The following is a 16534-nucleotide window of genomic DNA, read 5'->3' as shown; positions in this document are numbered from 1 at the left end:
CCGAACCCCCATACCATCGCTAATCGAGATGACCGACAACGCCCTGGCCACCCCTGCCTCCAACACCCCGCAAGCTGCCCGGATCGCCGCCGAAGCGGCCCGTCGCCGCACCTTCGCCGTCATCAGCCACCCCGACGCCGGTAAGTCGACGCTGACCGAGGCGCTCGCATTGCACGCCCGGGTGATCACCGAGGCCGGCGCGATCCACGGCAAGGCAGGCCGGCGCTCCACGGTGTCGGACTGGATGGAGATGGAGAAGGCCCGCGGCATCTCGATCACCTCGACGGCGCTGCAGTTCCCGTACCGCGACTGCGTGATCAACCTGCTCGACACTCCCGGGCACGCCGACTTCTCCGAGGACACCTACCGGGTGCTGACCGCGGTGGACTGCGCGGTCATGCTCATCGACGCCGCAAAAGGCCTTGAGCCGCAGACCCTCAAGCTGTTCCAGGTGTGTAAGCACCGGGGAATCCCGATCATCACGGTGATCAACAAGTGGGACCGTCCGGGCCGGCACGCGCTGGAGTTGATGGACGAGATCCACGAGCGGATCGGGCTGCGCACCACTCCCCTGACCTGGCCGGTGGGTATCGCCGGCGATTTCAAGGGCGTGATGGACCGTCGGGCCGAGAAGTTCATCCGGTTCACCCGCACCGCGGGTGGCGCCACCGCCGCTCCCGAGGAGCACATCGCGGCCGCCGACGCCCACGCTGCCGCCGGGGATGACTGGGACACCGCAGTCGAGGAATCCGAGCTGCTGTCGATCGACGGGTCCGACTACGACCGCGAGACCTTCCTGTCCGGCGAGTCCTCCCCGGTGCTGTTCACCTCGGCCGCGTTGAACTTCGGCGTGAACCAGCTGCTGGACATCCTGGTCGAGTTGGCCCCGGCGCCGAGCGGTTCGCTCGGTGTCGAGGGGGTTCACCGGGCGGTGGACTCCCCGTTCAGCGCGTTCGTGTTCAAGGTGCAGGCCGGCATGGACTCGTCACACCGCGATCGCATCGCCTACGCACGGGTGGTCTCGGGCACGTTCGAGCGCGGCGACGTGCTCACCCACGCCGCCACCGGCAAGCCGTTCGTCACCAAGTACGCGCAGTCGGTGTTCGGCCAGCAGCGCTCGACGCTCGATGACGCCTGGCCCGGCGATGTGATCGGGCTGGCCAACGCCGCGGCCCTGCGCCCCGGCGACACGCTGTACCGCGACATCCCGGTGGTGTACCCGCCGATCCCGAGCTTCTCCCCCGAGCACTTCGCGGTGGCCCGCGGCACCGATCCCAGCAAGCACAAGCAGTTCCGCAAGGGCATCGAGCAGCTCGAGCAGGAAGGCGTCGTGCAGGTCCTGCGCTCCGACAAGCGCGGTGAGCAGGCACCGGTGTTCGCCGCGGTCGGGCCGATGCAGTTCGAGGTGGCCGCCCACCGGATGGCTACCGAGCTCAGCGCACCGATCTCACTGGAGAACCTGCCCTATCAGGTGGCGCGAGTCGTCCGCCCCGAAGACGCCGACTTTGTGAATCGCCAGGTGTCGGCCGAGGTGCTGACCCGCAGTGACGGCGTCATGCTCGTGCTGTTCTCGACACCGTGGCGGCTGGAGGGTTTCCAGCGCGACAACCCCGACATCAAGCTCGGGTCGCTGGTGGCTGCGGAGGGCTAGTCGATGACCGACCCGGCACCGCCCGTCAGCGCCCGCAACAGCGGGAAGCACTGGGCGTGGTTCGTCGGGTTGCTGAGCGTCATGGGCATTTTCGGTTTCGTAGTGGCCTTCGTGTTGATGCTGCCGCTGGCCATGGCGACGGACCCCTGCCACGACGGTGTCACCGACAAGGTGTGCCAACTGTCCGCGAAGGGCGAGAACGTCCTCGTGTGGATTCCGTGGATGTGTCTGGCGGTAGGCACCGTCCTGGCCATCGCGGGTGCGGCACTGGCCGAATGGCGCAAGTGGACGCCGCTGATCGGGATCCCCGTCGGAATCCTCGGGTATTTCGCGATGATCCCGATCGGCTACTGGTTGGCGTTCGCCGTCTAATTCGTCATCCCCACCAGAACGAGGCGGCGATGATGCAGTACAGCGCGATCAGTGCCGCGCCTTCCAGCCACGTGGATTCGCCGTCGAAAGCGATGATGGCCGCCAGAACGACGGCGACCAGCAGCGCGACGATCAGCATGGGCCCGAACACCAGGGTCAACGACGCGAGCCCGAAGATCTGACTCACCAGCACGAGCACCGGGGCCAGCACCAGGGCGATCTGAATCGGGCTGTTCAGGATGATCGAAAAGGCGTACTCGGACTGGTTTTTGGCGGCCAGCTGCACGCCGACCACATTCTCGACTGCGTTGCCCGCGATCGCCACGATCACCAGACCGGCGAACGCCTGCGAAATGTGCAGCGAGTCCATCGCCGGTTCCAGCGCGGCGACAAACCAATCGGATACGAACGCCGCCGATCCGCCGGCGATGGCCAGCATGCCGATCGCCAATCCCACCGGCCACCGCGGCGGCTCCTTATCCGGTTGCGGCACAGCCTCACTGGTCTTGTCCCTGTCGCGGCTCAGCGAGTACGGCAACGACAGCCCGAATAGCACCAGCAGGACGACCGACACGATCATCGAGAAGGACACTTCGTGTTCGGAAGCGGGAGAGTGCACCTCGTGGGCGATCGACGGAATCGCCATGGCAGTAACCGACAGCACCATCAGCACGAGGATGGTCCGGACCTGGGCCGAGCCGAGCTTCTGCGATCCATGCTTCAGTCCACCGACCAGGAACGCCAATCCCAGTACCAAGAGCAGGTTGGCCAGGATGGAACCGATCAGCGCGGCCCGCACCACGTCGACCAGCCCGGCCTTGAGCGCGAAGATGCAGATGAACAACTCCGGCAGGTTGCCGAGCGCGGACTGCAGCACTCCGGTTGCCCCGGGGCCGAACCGATCTCCGAGTTGATCGACGGCCAGGCCGACGAGGGAGGCCAGTACACCCACGGCCAGTGCACTGACGGCGAACGCGAGCAGGTGCGGCCAGCCGCCGTAATGAGACAGCCCCGCCACGACGCAGATGGCAAGGCCACCAAAGATCAACAGCTTGTCGGATCGGATGAGCGCCGTCCCCATGCGCGTCATCATGACACGTCGGCCGGGCTCAGGGGCCGAACCGGCGCTACCCCTTCAGCGCCTCGGCAACCGGGCCCAGATCCAGAAACACGGTTTCGCCGTTGGCGTCGTCGAGCCCGTCATTGTCGGTGACCACATACAGATTCTGATTGCCGGCGATCGCGGCGCCCTCGACCTTCTCCTGCACATAGCCATTGGTGGCCTGCAGATCCGGCACCAGGTTGCGGGCCAAGGTCTTCGGCAGGACGCGTGGCTTGTCCGCTGCCTCGGTTTCACCGTCGGGAATCGCCACCCGGTACACCGCCTTCACCCGTGCCTCGGGTCCGTTCAGTTTGTCGCGTTCGAGCACCAGCAATTCGCCGTCGTGGACCGAGATTTCGGAGATGCCGATCCAGTCGTCCTTGGCGCTGGTGGAGTCCAGCTGATAGCCGAACCATTCCCACTTGTCCCCGTCCGGCGTGTAACGCCCGATGCGGACCACACCTTTGGGGTCGGACTTGAGCTCGCGCTGCAGCGCGAGCCAGACCGAATCTCCATCGACGGCAACACCTTCGAACCCGTTGCTCCCGAGTTGCGCCGCAATGTCTTTGGGCAACGGCACCCGCTTCTCAATCTTGCCGTCGGCGGCAACGTAGATCAGCTGGTTGCCGGGCCCGTCTTCGCCTTCCACCGCCAGGACGAATCCGCCGTCGGGGCGGGCCGAGAGACCCTCGGTGTCGAGGGTGACAGGCTTGCCGTCTTCGGTGATCGGCAGTTCGGTGTCGATCAGGGTCGGCTTCTGCGCCACGTCCACGCCGAGGATGCGGGCCGGGCCGTAGGCGATGTCCGTGGCGGTGTAGAGCCGGTTCTCGTCGCGAGGGTCCGCCGACAATGCGCCGAGCGCACCCCAGCCGATCGGCGCACCGTCGATATCGCCGGAGACGATGGACGGAAAGTGCGGTTTGCCTGCGGCGGCGAAGGATTCGCCGTAGCCGTAGAGATTGACTGAGGCTCGCACGTGGTTCTCGGCGTCATCGGCTTCCGACGAGATGGCCAGCAGATTGCGCGACGGGATCGGCAGGACGCCTTCAGGACCCGGTGTGGTCGGCAGGATCTGCCGGAACTCCGGCGCTTTGGGGTTACTGACGTCGTAGACGGCGACGAAGTTGCTGCGTTCGGAGGCGATCAGCGCGGTGGGGTGGCCGTCAATGTTGGTGATGGCCAGGCCTTCCGGCTCGGGCCCCTTGGACTCGGCCCGGCTTTCGATATGCAGACCGGTGCGTACCGCAAGCTGCTCGAGGGAGTTGCCGGCATCCCAGGTGACCTCGCCAGTGCGGGCGTCGAAGATCGTCCAGCCCCGGGTGCCGCCCTTCCAGTCGCCTTCGTTGGCGGTGGCGAAGTGATCGTCGCCGATCCAGCCGATGGCGTCCGGTTCCCGCGGGGTGTCGGGGATCGAGCCGGTCTGGTCGATCGCACCGTCCTCTTTGGTGTCGATGCCTTGGACGGATTGGCTTCCGGCGCTGAAGATCTTGGTGACCTTGCCGGTCAGGCCGTCGATGACGGCGATGCCGTTGTTCTCCTGCAGGGTCACCGCGACCTGGCCGCGGGAGTTGATGCTGACGTATTCGGGTTCGAGGTCCTCGGGAGTGTCCAGCCCGGCTTTTCGTGCGGCGTCGACGTCGAAGTCGAAGTCGACCTTGCGCGGCGTCCAGGTGTTCGGCGCGCCCTTCAGGTCGATGAGTTGCACGAATCCGGTCGGCGGCTGGGGCAGGTCACCTTCCTCCTTGCCGGGCGGAGTGAACTCCTCGTTGCGCTGGTTCTCCATCGCGATCGCAGCGAAGGTGCCGTCGGGGCTGATGGCGATCGAGTCGGGCTGACCGCCCAGGTCAATGCTGTGCACGCGGGTGCGGTCACTGGTCCGGACGATGTCGACGCGCCCGGTGGGATGCGCGAAGTCACCGCCGGTGGTGTCGACGACGACGAGGACGAACTCGCCGACCGCCGCCACCGAGGTGGGCTGGTCATCTTTGTGGCCCAGCTCCGCGAGGGAAAGCGTGCCTTTACCAATGGGTTTGGCCGGATCGTGGATGTCGACGAAGCCGATGCGTTTGGCTGCGGCATCGGTGTAGATGACGGTGTTGCCGTCGGGGGTGACGGTGGAGATCTCGGCGACGGTCTCCCTGTCGACCGGATCCTCGGCCGGCCGATTGAGATACACCGGGTACGTCGCCGTGCGGTGGTAGCGGTCAGCGTCGGGCAGGTTCCAGTCGATCGGCGACGTCGCCTTCGGGGTAGCGTCGCCGGGCCGTTCGTCCTCGGTGGAGCAGCCCGCCAAGATCAGCGCTGCCACCGTGGTCACTGCCGCAGCCGCTCTCGCCCGTTTCATTCGCCACCCTCTTCAGTTGTGCCGGTGCGTCGACCGAGCCTGCCTGGCACAGGTAACTGACAGGGATTCCACAGGTGAACGAACGGCGACGGATCGGCCGTCCGGTTCACGCGCCCGCCGCGACGGTTACAGCGGCGCCGAGAGCGGGCCGAGCACCTGGCACTGCGGGGCGATCTCCGCGATGCCGATCCAACCGCCGCATCCCCGGCCGGTTGACACGTAGGTCGCTCCGGGCCGGTAGGGCGTCAGCACCTCCGCCGGTTGGGCTCCCCTGCCCTGATTGCACTGGATGGGCGAGGCGTTGTCCTGACGCTGTACGCACGCCACGCTGAAGCGGGGGTCTGCCGGCGCTCCACACGCGGCCGGGGCGACGGTCACGCTGACCATGTCGGCGCCATCAACGTGGACGACGGCAGGTAGTGACAGTGTGAAAGCGCATGGCGGCGCTGGTTCGGCGTGGGCCCCCGTCGCGGTGACAACGCCCGTGAACCCCGCGATCACGACTCCCGACAACAGCACCGAACCGGCCCGAGCCATACGGGGAGCATAGTTCCGTTATGCCGTCGTTGAGACCTGGATGCGCATGTCAAAGGGTGGATCAACCCGGCCAATTACGTGCCAGGAGCATCCCGGCCGCCGACGACGGCGTGAATGCGACCCTGCGGGTAGGGCAGGTCGATGCCGTTTTCGTCGTAGGCGCGCAGAATTTCCCGACGGAGTTTGCGCTGCACTGACCATTGCGCGTTCGGCCGGGTCTTCAGCGTCATCCGCAACGTGAGCTGGTCCGCCGACAACGACTGCACACCGAGCATCTCCGGTTCGCCGATGACCTTCCCGGCCATCGACGGGTCGGCGATCACCTCGTGCGCGGCCTCGACGGCCACCTGCTCGGCACGGTCCACGTCAGCGGTCAACGCGACGGGTACCTCGACGCGGGCCACGGCGTAGTCCTGGCTCATGTTCCCGACGCGGGCGATCTCACCGTTGCGGACATACCAGAGCGTGCCGTCGATGTCGCGGACCGTGGTGATCCGCAGCCCGACAGACTGCACTTCCCCGGACACCTCCCCGAGGTCGACGTTGTCGCCGACGCCGTACTGGTCCTCCAGCAACATGAATACGCCGCTGACGAAATCGCGCACCAGGTTCTGCGCACCGAAGCCGATCGCGAGGCCGACCACGCCGGCCGAGGCGATGAACGGCGCGATGTTCACGCCGAGCACGCTGAAAATCGCCAGCACCACCCACACCAGCAGCACGATGGACGTGGTGGACTTCAGGACCGACCCGATGGTCTGAGCGCGCTGCTGACGACGTTCGGCCGCTCGGATGCCATTGGCCGTCGCCGAGGCCCGGTCCCGCAGATAGCGCAGCAGCGGAGGTTTCCTGGCTTGCCCCTCGATCTCTCCGCTACGGGGCTTCTTGGTCCGGCCGGTGGTCGCACGGTCGATCATGCGATGCAGCAAAAATCGAATGATTAACGCGACGACGATGTAAGCGACAACCCGAATGGGAACCTCGATCAGCCAATGTCGATTGGTATCTGTCCATTCGAAAGCCTGGTTGTACATCTCCACGTTTTCGACCGTACGACAGAACTGACGCACCCGTCGAATGAGCGGAGCGGCTCACGTTTGACAGTCGGCAAATCGCCTCAGTAGGCGGCGAATTCGCGCAAATCTAATGTTGAGACTCACATCACGCTCGACGAAACAGCTCGGCGGGTGACCGTCTACTCGGGCTGCTGTGCCGATCATCCCGCGACACCGCGACTCAGCGCCTACCGTTAGTCAGCAACTTCAACCGAGAGGACGCCGAGTTGGCTGTCGCAGAACCCACCACACCGACGCTGCGCGAACTGACCCTCCGCGGGATCCTGCTCGGCGGGGCGATCACGCTGGTGTTCACCGCGGCCAACGTCTACCTCGGCCTCAAAGTCGGCCTGACGTTCGCCACCGCGATCCCGGCCGCGGTGATCTCGATGGCGCTGCTGCGCAACTTCGCCAACCACTCCATCGTGGAGAACAACATCGTGCAGACCATCGCCTCGGCGGCGGGCACGCTCTCGGCGATCATCTTCGTGCTGCCCGGGCTGATCATGATCGGCTGGTGGACCGGGTTCCCGTACTGGATCACTGTGGCGGTATGCGCGGTCGGCGGGATCCTCGGCGTGATGTACTCCATCCCGCTGCGCCGGGCCCTGGTGACCGGCTCGGATCTCCCCTACCCCGAAGGGGTGGCCGCTGCCGAGGTGCTCAAGGTCGGCGACAGCAGCGGCGGCGTCGAAGAGAACCGCGTCGGGATCCGGGTCATCGCGTTCGGCGCGCTGGTGTCGGCCGGGTTCGCGCTACTGGCCAATCTCAAGGTGCTCGCCAATTACGTGGCGGCGTACTTCCGGGTCGGGGCCGGCGGCTCGATGTTCGGGGCCAGCCTGTCGCTGGCATTGGTCGGGGTGGGGCATCTGATCGGGATGACCGTCGGATTTGCGATGCTCGTCGGGCTGGTCATCTCGTTCGGAGTGCTGCTGCCGATCCGCACCATCGGGACGTTCGGGACCGACGAGTCCGTGGCCGATGTCATCGACGGGGTGTTCGTCCACGAAGTCCGGTTCATCGGCGCCGGGGCGATTGCGGTGGCCGCGGTGTGGACGCTGCTGAAGATCCTGCGCCCGATCATCAAGGGCATCACCGAGGCGCTGGCCTCGGCGCGTGACCGCCGGCAGGGCCAGCTCGTCGACATCACCCAACGCGACATCCCGTTCCCCATCGTGGTGGGCATCGTGGTGGCGATGCTGATTCCAATTGCCGTGCTGCTGTGGGATTTCAGCCATAGCACCGTGCTGCACGGCAGCTCGACCGGGATCATCGTGGCGAGCGTGGTGTTCATCTTCGTGATCGGCCTGGTGATCGCCGCGGTGTGCGGCTACATGGCTGGCCTGATCGGCTCGTCAAACAGCCCCATCTCCGGCGTCGGCATCCTCACGGTGCTCATCGCCGCACTGCTGATCAAGCTGGTGTACGGCCCGACCACCGATGACGGGTCCCTCGCCCTGGTGGCCTTCACCCTGTTCGTCGCGGCCATCACCTTCGGGGTGGCCACCATCTCCAACGACAACCTGCAAGACCTCAAGACCGGCCAGCTCGTCGGGGCCACCCCGTGGAAACAGCAGGTGGCGTTGGTGATTGGCGTGTTGTTCGGTTCGGCGATCATTCCGCCGGTGCTCGACCTGATGCAACGCGCATTCGGATTCCTGGGCGCACCGGGGGCCACCGACCACGCCCTGGCCGCGCCGCAGGCCGCCCTGATCTCCTCACTGGCCAAAGGCGTATTCGGCGGATCCCTGGACTGGTCCTTGATCGGGTTGGGCGCGGCGATCGGCGTCGGGATCGTCATCGTCGACGAGATCCTCACCCGGACAACCCGATTCTCCCTGCCACCGCTGGCCGTCGGGATGGGCATGTACCTGCCGATGAGCCTGACCCTGATCATCCCGCTCGGCTCCCTGCTGGGTTACTTCTACAACAAGTGGGCTGACCGCACCGGCGGCAACGTCGAGCGCAAGAAGCGGCTCGGGGTGCTGCTGGCCACGGGCATGATCGTCGGCGAGAGCCTCTACGGCGTGGTGTTCGCCGGGTTCGTCGCCGGCACCGGAAGCGACGATCCGTTCGCGATCTTCACCGGCAATGACGGGACGTTCGCCGAAGTTCTCGGGGTGATCGGGTTCGCGGCGGTGCTCATGTGGCTGTACAAGCGGACGCAGAAGATTTCGGCGCGCGAACTGGTCAAGAGCTGAGGTTCGGGCCTCCCCAGGCGCAGACGGCTGCCTGTAACCTGGGAACAACCGGACACTCCGGCTACCCTTAATCCGACTTGTGCCACCTAACTCGGATTAGTGAGTGCGTTAGTCCGAGTTAGGGCCAGCTACGAAGCCGGCGAGACGGACCATTCAGGGCTTGTCGCGTTGTTGGACTAGCGCCGTGCCGGGGCGGGACGCACGCGGCCGGGCGCGACGACGTAGCTAATAGGCTGTGCCAGATGATCGACTGGCTGGCCCGGATGGTGGAGCCGCTCAACAGTGCGCTCTTCACGATCGGCAACGACGCGGTCAGTTGGGCCGAGTTCCTCGGTTTTGTCACGGGTGGCCTGTGCGTCGCGCTGACGGTCCGGCGCAACATCTTCAATTTCCCGGTCGGGATCGCCAACAACGCGTTCTTCCTCGTGCTGTTCACCTCGGCCAGTCTGTGGGCCGCCTCCGGCCTGCAGGTGCTCTACATCGCGCTGGGTTTCGCCGGCTGGTGGCAGTGGCTGAAAGGTCGGGCAGACACTGGAACCACCGTGGTGCGTCGATGCGGTCGGGTCGAGTTGGCTTGGTGCGCGGTGTTCTTGGTGCTCGGCACCTGGGTTCTGTACGTCATCCTGACTGCGGCGCATGATGCGGCGCCGTTCCTGGACGCGGTGACGACGTGCCTGTCGCTGGTCGCCCAATGGCTGCTCAACACCCGACGGATCGAGACCTGGTACTTCTGGATCGCCGCCGACTGCATCTTCATCCCGCTCTATCTCAGTCAGGGGCTCATCCTTACCGCGGCGGTATACCTGTTGTTCCTCGGCCTGTGCATCGCCGGTCTGCGTGCTTGGGCACGCGAGTTGGAACCGACCGACGCGGCGCTGCCCGCAGACAGCGCGGTGCGATGACCGAGTTCCGGCACGGCCTGATGATCGGCAAGTTCTATCCGCCGCGGATTGGGCATCATGAGGCGATCCGGGCGGCCGCGGCGCGCTGCGACCGGTTCACCGTGCTGGTGATGGCTGCGGCGGTCGAGACGATTCCGCTGGCCGACCGGATGGCGTGGCTCCGCGAGGAGCACGCTGCCGACGTGAACGTGCGGATCGCCGGAATCCCTTGTGATGCACCGGTCGACGTGACCGACCAACGGGTGTGGGCGGCGCAGGTCGCCGCCATGCGCGCCGGCGTGCACGCCTCCGGCGCTGCACCGGACATCGATGCGGTGTTCAGCGGTGACGACTATGTCGACGAGCTCGCCCAGTGGTTCGGCGCGACCGCCGTCAGGACCGGCCGTACCGGCAGCAGCACCGCGGTACGACACGACCTCGCCGGCCAATGGCATGAATTGGCGCCGGCGACCCGGGCGGGATTGACCACGCGCGTCGTCGTACTGGGCGCCGAATCGACCGGAACCACAACGGTGGCCCAACGACTCACCCAGCACTATGCCGTGCGCGGCGGAGCGTGGGCCGCGACGCAATGTGTGCCCGAGTACGGCCGCGAGTACACGGAACTCAAGTGGGCGGCGAATCCCGAGGTCGACATCACCGAACTGCAGTGGGATGGGCATGATTTCGATGTCATCGGTCCCGAGCAGACCCGACTCGAAGAACAGGCGGCACGAACCGGCTCGCCCATCTTGATCTGTGACACCGACGCCTTCGCGACTGGCGTCTGGAAGCGCCGCTACCTCGATGACGCGTCCGGCGGACCTTGGACGGCGGTCCCGCCGCGGGCGGTGTACCTGCTCACCGACCATGAGGGTGTGCCATGGGACGACGACGGGATGCGGGAAGGTGATCTGGCCATCCGCGCGGCGATGACCGGGTGGTTCGCCGACGCGCTCACGGCAGCCGGGCACTCATGGGTGCTGTTGACGGGGACGTTGGAGGAGCGGCTGGATATTGCCGTCCGCACGATCGAACCGCTGTTGGAGCTGCGGGCACGGTTCGGGGAACCGTTGCGGGGGCCGGGGTTTGAGGGGACGACATAGGTGCGCCTAATGGTGGCGCGTTCGACGGTTCTAAATCCACTCCTTAGCCGCCGTACACGGCCGGCGGGTGCGTCGTCCGTGGCCTACCGCCGGGCTTGACACCGTCACGACGGAGTTGTCGGCGTGGAGCTCGGAGAGGACACGCCGTATGCCTGCTCCGGAGAACCTTTGCGGCAAGACGCCTGGCGAGATCGCCACCAAACTGGTAGTCGCCGTCCACAAAAGCGACGGCGATTGCCTCGCTTTCGACCAGGCAAACACTATCGCGCTTGCAGTCGAGAGCCACAAGCGCCGGCAATAAGGACGGTCAGCCACAACCGAATCTGCTCCGTCAGCGGCGATACTCAGCAATGGCACTTTCGCAGACCCGCCATGCCCCCGACTCCTCACCGTGAACCCAATGGCAGCAGAGTAGGCGCATATCGCGGGGGCCACATTCGAAGGCTCTACGCCACCGCGGCCCGCGCCCCCAGGTAGACCTCCATCGGCATTGCCTGACGCAAACGCCAAGTGATTGCCATCGGCCGCTCCCCTTCGTGGGTCACGTAGTCAGCCGGCCCGAGGAAGATGTACGGCGCGCCATCACCCAGCGCGGACTGCTTCGTCTCCCGCACGAACAACAGAACGTGAGATCCGCGCTCGCGATGGTGGATGTAGCGCTGCCCCGTGGGCGACGCCGCCGACGTCGTGGATTGCGACTCCCAGTGGAACAACTCCGGGCTTAGCGCGAAGTCGCGGTACATCGTCGTCGGGGAGTAGTCCGTATCCGACTTCTTCAGCGTGATCAGGAACGCATCAGCATTGACTGCCGCGCACCATGCCACTCCCGCCTGCATCGTGCTGGGCTTGTTCTTCTCCGACGCCCAGCCCAATGCTGCGAGGATTTCCTCGCGCGAGTAGCTCCCGTGGAGCGCTAGAGGCACCTCGACCAACTCTGGCACTAGCTCGCCCAACGCCACTGTGCTGCGGTGCGCAGCATCGAAGGCGATATCAACGACCTGGCGCATCTCATCGGCTACGTCCTCGCTGCGCAGTAGCTCAAGTCCTGCCGTGACACTGTCGAACCCGCCACTGTTCGGAAACAGCGAGTAGAACAGCATCGCTGCCAACCGTTGTTCGGCCAAGGAGGCGCCGGCATGCGCGCCGGCCAGCAGCGCCCGGTACGCGTCCGACCGCCGGCGGTCATCCACGTGTGCCAGCGCCTTCACGCGTTTGATCAGCTCAGTTTCCCGGGGGCCGGATTGCGCCCCCAACTTCCCGGCGTCGCGGCAGAGTGTCGTCCACGACCGATCGTTACGCAGGATGTCGTCCAAGGCACGACCGGACTCCTCCAGGTATGAAGCCAGCCGGGCATTGGGGTGCGCCCGCACCTCAGCGATCAGGGCGGCCTTCTTCGGCGAGGTCTGTTGGCGCACGTTGTTCAATACGAGGTCCCGCGCCACCTCGTCCAGCACGATCTGACTGCCGGCCGGTAGGAATGGGAACCCTTCCTTGACTTGCCTTTCCAGCTGCTTGCGCCCCAGCCCGGTCAATCCTCGGAACCGCTGATCGAACCGGAACTCCTTGCGTTGATGCCCCACAAAGTCGAGTGCCGTCAACACGGTCTTGCCATGAGTCAGGCGGAGCCCGCGGCCCAACTGCTGGAGGAACACCGTCGCGCTCTCGGTCGGGCGCAGGAACAGCACCGTATCGACTTCGGGGATGTCGAGGCCCTCGTTGAACAGGTCGACTGCGAACAGCACGTTTATCTCGCGATTGCGCAGCGCCCTCAATGCCGCACGCCGCTCCTCCGTCGCTGTTTCACCCGAAACTGCCCGCGCTGGGATGCCAGCCTCGACAAATTTCCTCGACATGTAGTCCGCGTGCGCAATATCAACACAGAACCCGAGCGCCCGCATGTCGCCCACGTCGGCGACCTTGTCCCGCAGTTCTTTCAGGACGACGCGCGTGCGGGCATCACTGGCGGTGTACAGGCCGCTCAGCTCGGCCGGATCATAACGACCGCGTTTCCACTGCAAGGCCTCCAGGTCGGTGCCGTCGTGGACGCCGAAGTAGTGGAACGGACACAGCAGGTTCTGCTCGAGCGCATCCCAGAGCCGCAGCTCCGCGGCCACGCGCCCTCCGAAGAACGCTCGCACGTCGATGCCGTCACCACGCTCTGGGGTCGCAGTGAGCCCGAGCAGTTCCATCGGTGCGATGTGCTCAAGAAGTCGGCGGTAGGACGCGGCTTGGGCGTGGTGGAACTCGTCGATCACCACGATGTCGAAACGGTCCGGCTCAATCGTGGAAAGCCTTTCTGCGGTGAGGGATTGGATGCTGGCGAATACGTGACGCCAACGGGTCGGTTGATCGCCGTCAACCAGCAACTCACCGAACCCCGCGTCGGTGAGTACCTCCTGGTACATCCGCTGAGCCTGCTGCAGAATCTCCTTGCGATGCGCTACGAAGAGCAGCGTCAGATCCCGGCCATGTACCTCGCGGACCAACCGGCGGTAGTCCAGCGCGGCGATCACGGTCTTCCCGGTGCCGGTAGCGGCGACGATCAGATTGCGGTGCCGGTCGTGTAGTACGCGTTCGGCGTCGAGTTGTTCAAGCATCTCGGCTTGATAGGGCTTGGCCGTCACCTCCAGCCCAGACAGCGGGATGGTCAGCGAATCACGCTTTTTCTTGCCGGAGGCAATCTCCAGCGCCAGTTTCAGTTTCTCGGAATCCTCAGCCGGGCCGTAGAGCTCGAATTCGCGGTTCTCCCAGTACGAGTCGAAGGTCGCGCGGAACTTCTCCAACAGGTGCGGCGTCGAGACCGCGGATAGTCGGACGTTCCATTCCAGCCCGTCGACCAGGGCGGCGCGCGACAGATTGGACGACCCGACGTAGGCAGTGTGGAAGCCGGTGTTGCGCCTCAACAGCCACGCCTTGGCATGCAGCCGGGTGCGGTCGGTTTCGTAGTTGACCCGTACCTCGGCGCCGAAGTCATTGACCAACCGGTCCAATGCACGCGCGTCGGTGGCACCCAAGTAAGTCGTGGTGATGACTCTCAGCCGCACACCGCGCTCACGAAGCTCAGTGAGCTCCCGTTCCAGCAGCCGCAAACCCTCCCACTTCACGAACGCACACAGCAGGTCGACATGATCCGCACTAGCGAGCTCGACCCGTAGTTCGGCCGCGAGCGTAGGTTCCTTGCGAGCATTGGTCATCAGGGCAGCATCAGACAGTGGAGTCGCCGGGCGTGGAAGTTGGAGCGAGCCGAGGGTTTTCGGACTGACGGCGTCCAGCCGACGGATCTTCGCCGGATCATCTTGATACAGGACTTCCTGCTGCGCATCGGGATCACCGAGCACCTCAAGAATGTTGCGCAGCCGCTCCGCCCGCGCCTCAGCGTTGCCAGCAGCCTTCAGCGACCGTTCGATGAGCGGCGTGAGATGCCGAGCAATAACCAGCGCTTGCTCGGCGTCGTCAACGGTGCCGAGATCTGGCTGCAGATCGGGACGTCCCGCCAGGGCGGTGTTGAGTCGCGCAGTGAGCAAGGATTCGTACAGTCCAACGTCCACGCCGGGAGGTTAGCGCGGCGTGGGGACATCGTCGGGAATGTTGCCGCCTCTGACTGAGCCCGCCGACCACCAAACTCCCAAGGAACCCACAGGAAAGGGCGTTAGTCTGCGGCCAGCGGCCGACCAGTGGATAACTGATTGTCGCTGAGCGGCAAGTTGAACACGATCGTACAGTTTGCGGCCATAGATAACCGGGGGGATATCGATGAGTGAACCGCTGCGGGTAGATCCGCACCTTCTAGCCCAGTCTGGCAAGGCCACGGTCGACCACGCGCATGACGCCTTCCAGAGAATGACCAGCCACGACAACGGATTGACAGACGCCGTATCCGGATGGGTCGGGGCGTCCGCGGCAGCCCTGTCAGAGTTGGCTGAGCGCTGGCAGGCACGTCATTCTGAACATCTGAAGCACACCCATGAACTCGGGGAACGCATGTCGACTGCCGGACATGCTTATCGCAACGCCGACGGTGCATCCGCTGAATTCATCACCGTTGCTTCCGATCCCAACTTGCCCACCAGCATGGGGCTGTGAATGGCGCAGCTAAGGGTCCCCACGATACTGGCGTGGGACTCCGACGCTATCTTCGACGCGTTTCGCATTGCCAAGGATCGAGAAGGCACCTTCACCGACTTCGGCGAGAACCTCAAACGTGTACACAACACTGTCGGTGAATGGGGTGGAACGGCCGGCGAAGCTTTCCACCAGTCCATGGGAAAACGGCGGGCCGACATTGAGGCCGATGGACGCGAGTCCGCGCGTGTGGCCAAGGCGATCGCGCGTGCCGAACACGACGTCGATAGCGTGCAGATCAGGATGCGGGCAGCAGTCAGCTTCCTGAACAAAAACCACATCAACGTCGCCGACGACGGCACCCTCACCGCTCAGTCCGGATACGAGAGCGACCCGAACACCCGCAAAGTTCTAGCGGCCCAAGCCAAGACAGGCAACGGCCTAACGGTCTCCGAGATCATGGCTGATGCCAACCGCGTCGACGAAGAGCTCGCCTCAGCCATCCGAGCCGCAGTGGGCGATGAACAGCTCGATCAGGATGGCCGACCGATACCAGGAACCCAGCAAGCGCCCAGTACCCCAGGGGTTACTACCGAACAATTACTACAGATCATGACCTCGGAAGGACATCCCCTCTCACAAGCCGAGGCAGAACGGTACGCACCGCTTCTGAGCCAGGCGATGCAAGAATTCGGAATCGACACTCCAGTAAAGAAGGCAGCGTTCCTAGCTCAGTTGGCCGCCGAGACCGGCGGACTGACGCAGTGGAGCGAGAACTCGCCCGCCTCTGATTTCAGTATCGGCCGAGGACCCATCCAGCTCACGGGTCGCTCGAATTACGAAGCGGCGGCTCAGAAGTTCGGAATCCCGCTCCTGGACGACCCAAGCCTCGCGAGTGATCCAAAATATGCCTTCCGCATAGCCGCATGGTTTGTCACCGAGAACAGCAGCGCCATGGACACGCTTGGCGACGGCGGCTGGGGATCAGTGGAGTTCTCCGGTGAATACGCCACAGGCACAAACGGTGAACAGTTTGCCCAGTGCGTACCAGGGGCGGGCACTGGATTCGACGGCATGTCGAACACCATCAACGGAGGCATGGCGGGATGGAAAGCTAGGGATGACTTCTACGTCGTCGCAAGGTCAGTGATGGGAGCACCGCCGATTGGCCCGTATCCGCAGCATCCTGAAGAGACCCACACCGGATATGCACATTAGAAGGT

Annotated in this window: 12 protein-coding genes; 7 read left to right on the top strand and 5 right to left on the bottom strand. The window is 64.9% G+C overall.

The genetic code is table 11. From position 1 onward, the window contains the following. Positions 1–28 precede the first annotated feature (28 nt). Together ACZYZ7_RS12190 and ACZYZ7_RS12185 are read left to right on the top strand one after the other, a co-directional pair. Complete coding sequence (locus ACZYZ7_RS12190) at positions 29–1651, top strand: peptide chain release factor 3 (protein WP_463740998.1); 1623 nt, start codon at positions 29–31, stop codon at positions 1649–1651. A gap of 3 nt (positions 1652–1654) precedes the next feature. Beyond that, the gene (locus ACZYZ7_RS12185; RefSeq protein WP_463740997.1) at positions 1655–2023 is read left to right on the top strand and encodes a hypothetical protein; all 369 of its coding nucleotides are present in this window, start codon (positions 1655–1657) and stop codon (positions 2021–2023) included. 4 nt (positions 2024–2027) lie between these two features. Here the strand turns inward: ACZYZ7_RS12185 and cax are convergent, their stop codons facing one another. The 4 genes from cax to ACZYZ7_RS12165 form a co-directional block, all read right to left on the bottom strand. Next, positions 2028–3104, bottom strand: coding sequence for a calcium/proton exchanger (gene cax, locus ACZYZ7_RS12180; protein WP_463740996.1), 1077 nt, complete (start codon positions 3102–3104; stop codon positions 2028–2030). A 46-nt stretch (positions 3105–3150) separates the two neighbouring features. Continuing rightward, complete coding sequence (locus ACZYZ7_RS12175) at positions 3151–5469, bottom strand: esterase-like activity of phytase family protein (RefSeq protein WP_463740995.1); 2319 nt, start codon at positions 5467–5469, stop codon at positions 3151–3153. A gap of 126 nt (positions 5470–5595) precedes the next feature. Next, positions 5596–6006, bottom strand: coding sequence for a hypothetical protein (locus ACZYZ7_RS12170; RefSeq protein WP_463740994.1), 411 nt, complete (start codon positions 6004–6006; stop codon positions 5596–5598). A gap of 74 nt (positions 6007–6080) precedes the next feature. Further along, positions 6081–7040: a mechanosensitive ion channel family protein gene (locus ACZYZ7_RS12165; protein ID WP_463741071.1), complete on the bottom strand. Its 960-nt coding sequence runs from the start codon at positions 7038–7040 to the stop codon at positions 6081–6083. Between the two features lie 248 nt (positions 7041–7288). Between ACZYZ7_RS12165 and ACZYZ7_RS12160 the strand changes: the two genes are divergently transcribed. The 3 genes from ACZYZ7_RS12160 to ACZYZ7_RS12150 all read left to right on the top strand — a co-directional run bounded on the left by ACZYZ7_RS12160 (position 7289) and on the right by ACZYZ7_RS12150 (position 11249). Continuing rightward, entirely contained in the window at positions 7289–9262 is a 1974-nt protein-coding gene (locus ACZYZ7_RS12160; protein WP_463740993.1) for an OPT family oligopeptide transporter, read from the top strand. A gap of 242 nt (positions 9263–9504) precedes the next feature. Continuing rightward, positions 9505–10164 carry a nicotinamide riboside transporter PnuC gene (gene pnuC, locus ACZYZ7_RS12155; RefSeq protein WP_463740992.1) on the top strand — a complete coding sequence of 220 codons (660 nt, stop codon included), beginning with the start codon at positions 9505–9507 and terminating at the stop codon, positions 10162–10164. Continuing rightward, positions 10161–11249 (top strand): AAA family ATPase, encoded by a 1089-nt coding sequence (locus ACZYZ7_RS12150; RefSeq protein WP_463740991.1) that lies wholly within the window; start codon positions 10161–10163, stop codon positions 11247–11249. Before pnuC ends, ACZYZ7_RS12150 begins: the two co-directional genes overlap by 4 nt. Before the next feature lie 446 nt (positions 11250–11695). Here ACZYZ7_RS12150 and ACZYZ7_RS12145 read toward each other — a convergent pair whose 3' ends face one another. Next, positions 11696–14797 carry a DEAD/DEAH box helicase gene (locus ACZYZ7_RS12145; protein ID WP_463740990.1) on the bottom strand — a complete coding sequence of 1034 codons (3102 nt, stop codon included), beginning with the start codon at positions 14795–14797 and terminating at the stop codon, positions 11696–11698. Between the two features lie 205 nt (positions 14798–15002). Here ACZYZ7_RS12145 and ACZYZ7_RS12140 point away from each other — a divergent pair, with 205 nt between their 5' ends. Together ACZYZ7_RS12140 and ACZYZ7_RS12135 are read left to right on the top strand one after the other, a co-directional pair. Next, positions 15003–15332 carry a WXG100 family type VII secretion target gene (locus ACZYZ7_RS12140; protein WP_463740989.1) on the top strand — a complete coding sequence of 110 codons (330 nt, stop codon included), beginning with the start codon at positions 15003–15005 and terminating at the stop codon, positions 15330–15332. Further along, complete coding sequence (locus ACZYZ7_RS12135) at positions 15333–16529, top strand: glycoside hydrolase family 19 protein (RefSeq protein WP_463740988.1); 1197 nt, start codon at positions 15333–15335, stop codon at positions 16527–16529. The last annotated feature ends 5 nt before the right edge of the window (positions 16530–16534 follow it).

It is taken from the genome of Mycobacterium sp. IDUB_17 (assembly GCF_055419465.1).
The sequence above is the reverse complement of the archived record's forward strand: the minus strand, read 5'-3'. Positions and strand labels throughout refer to the sequence as shown.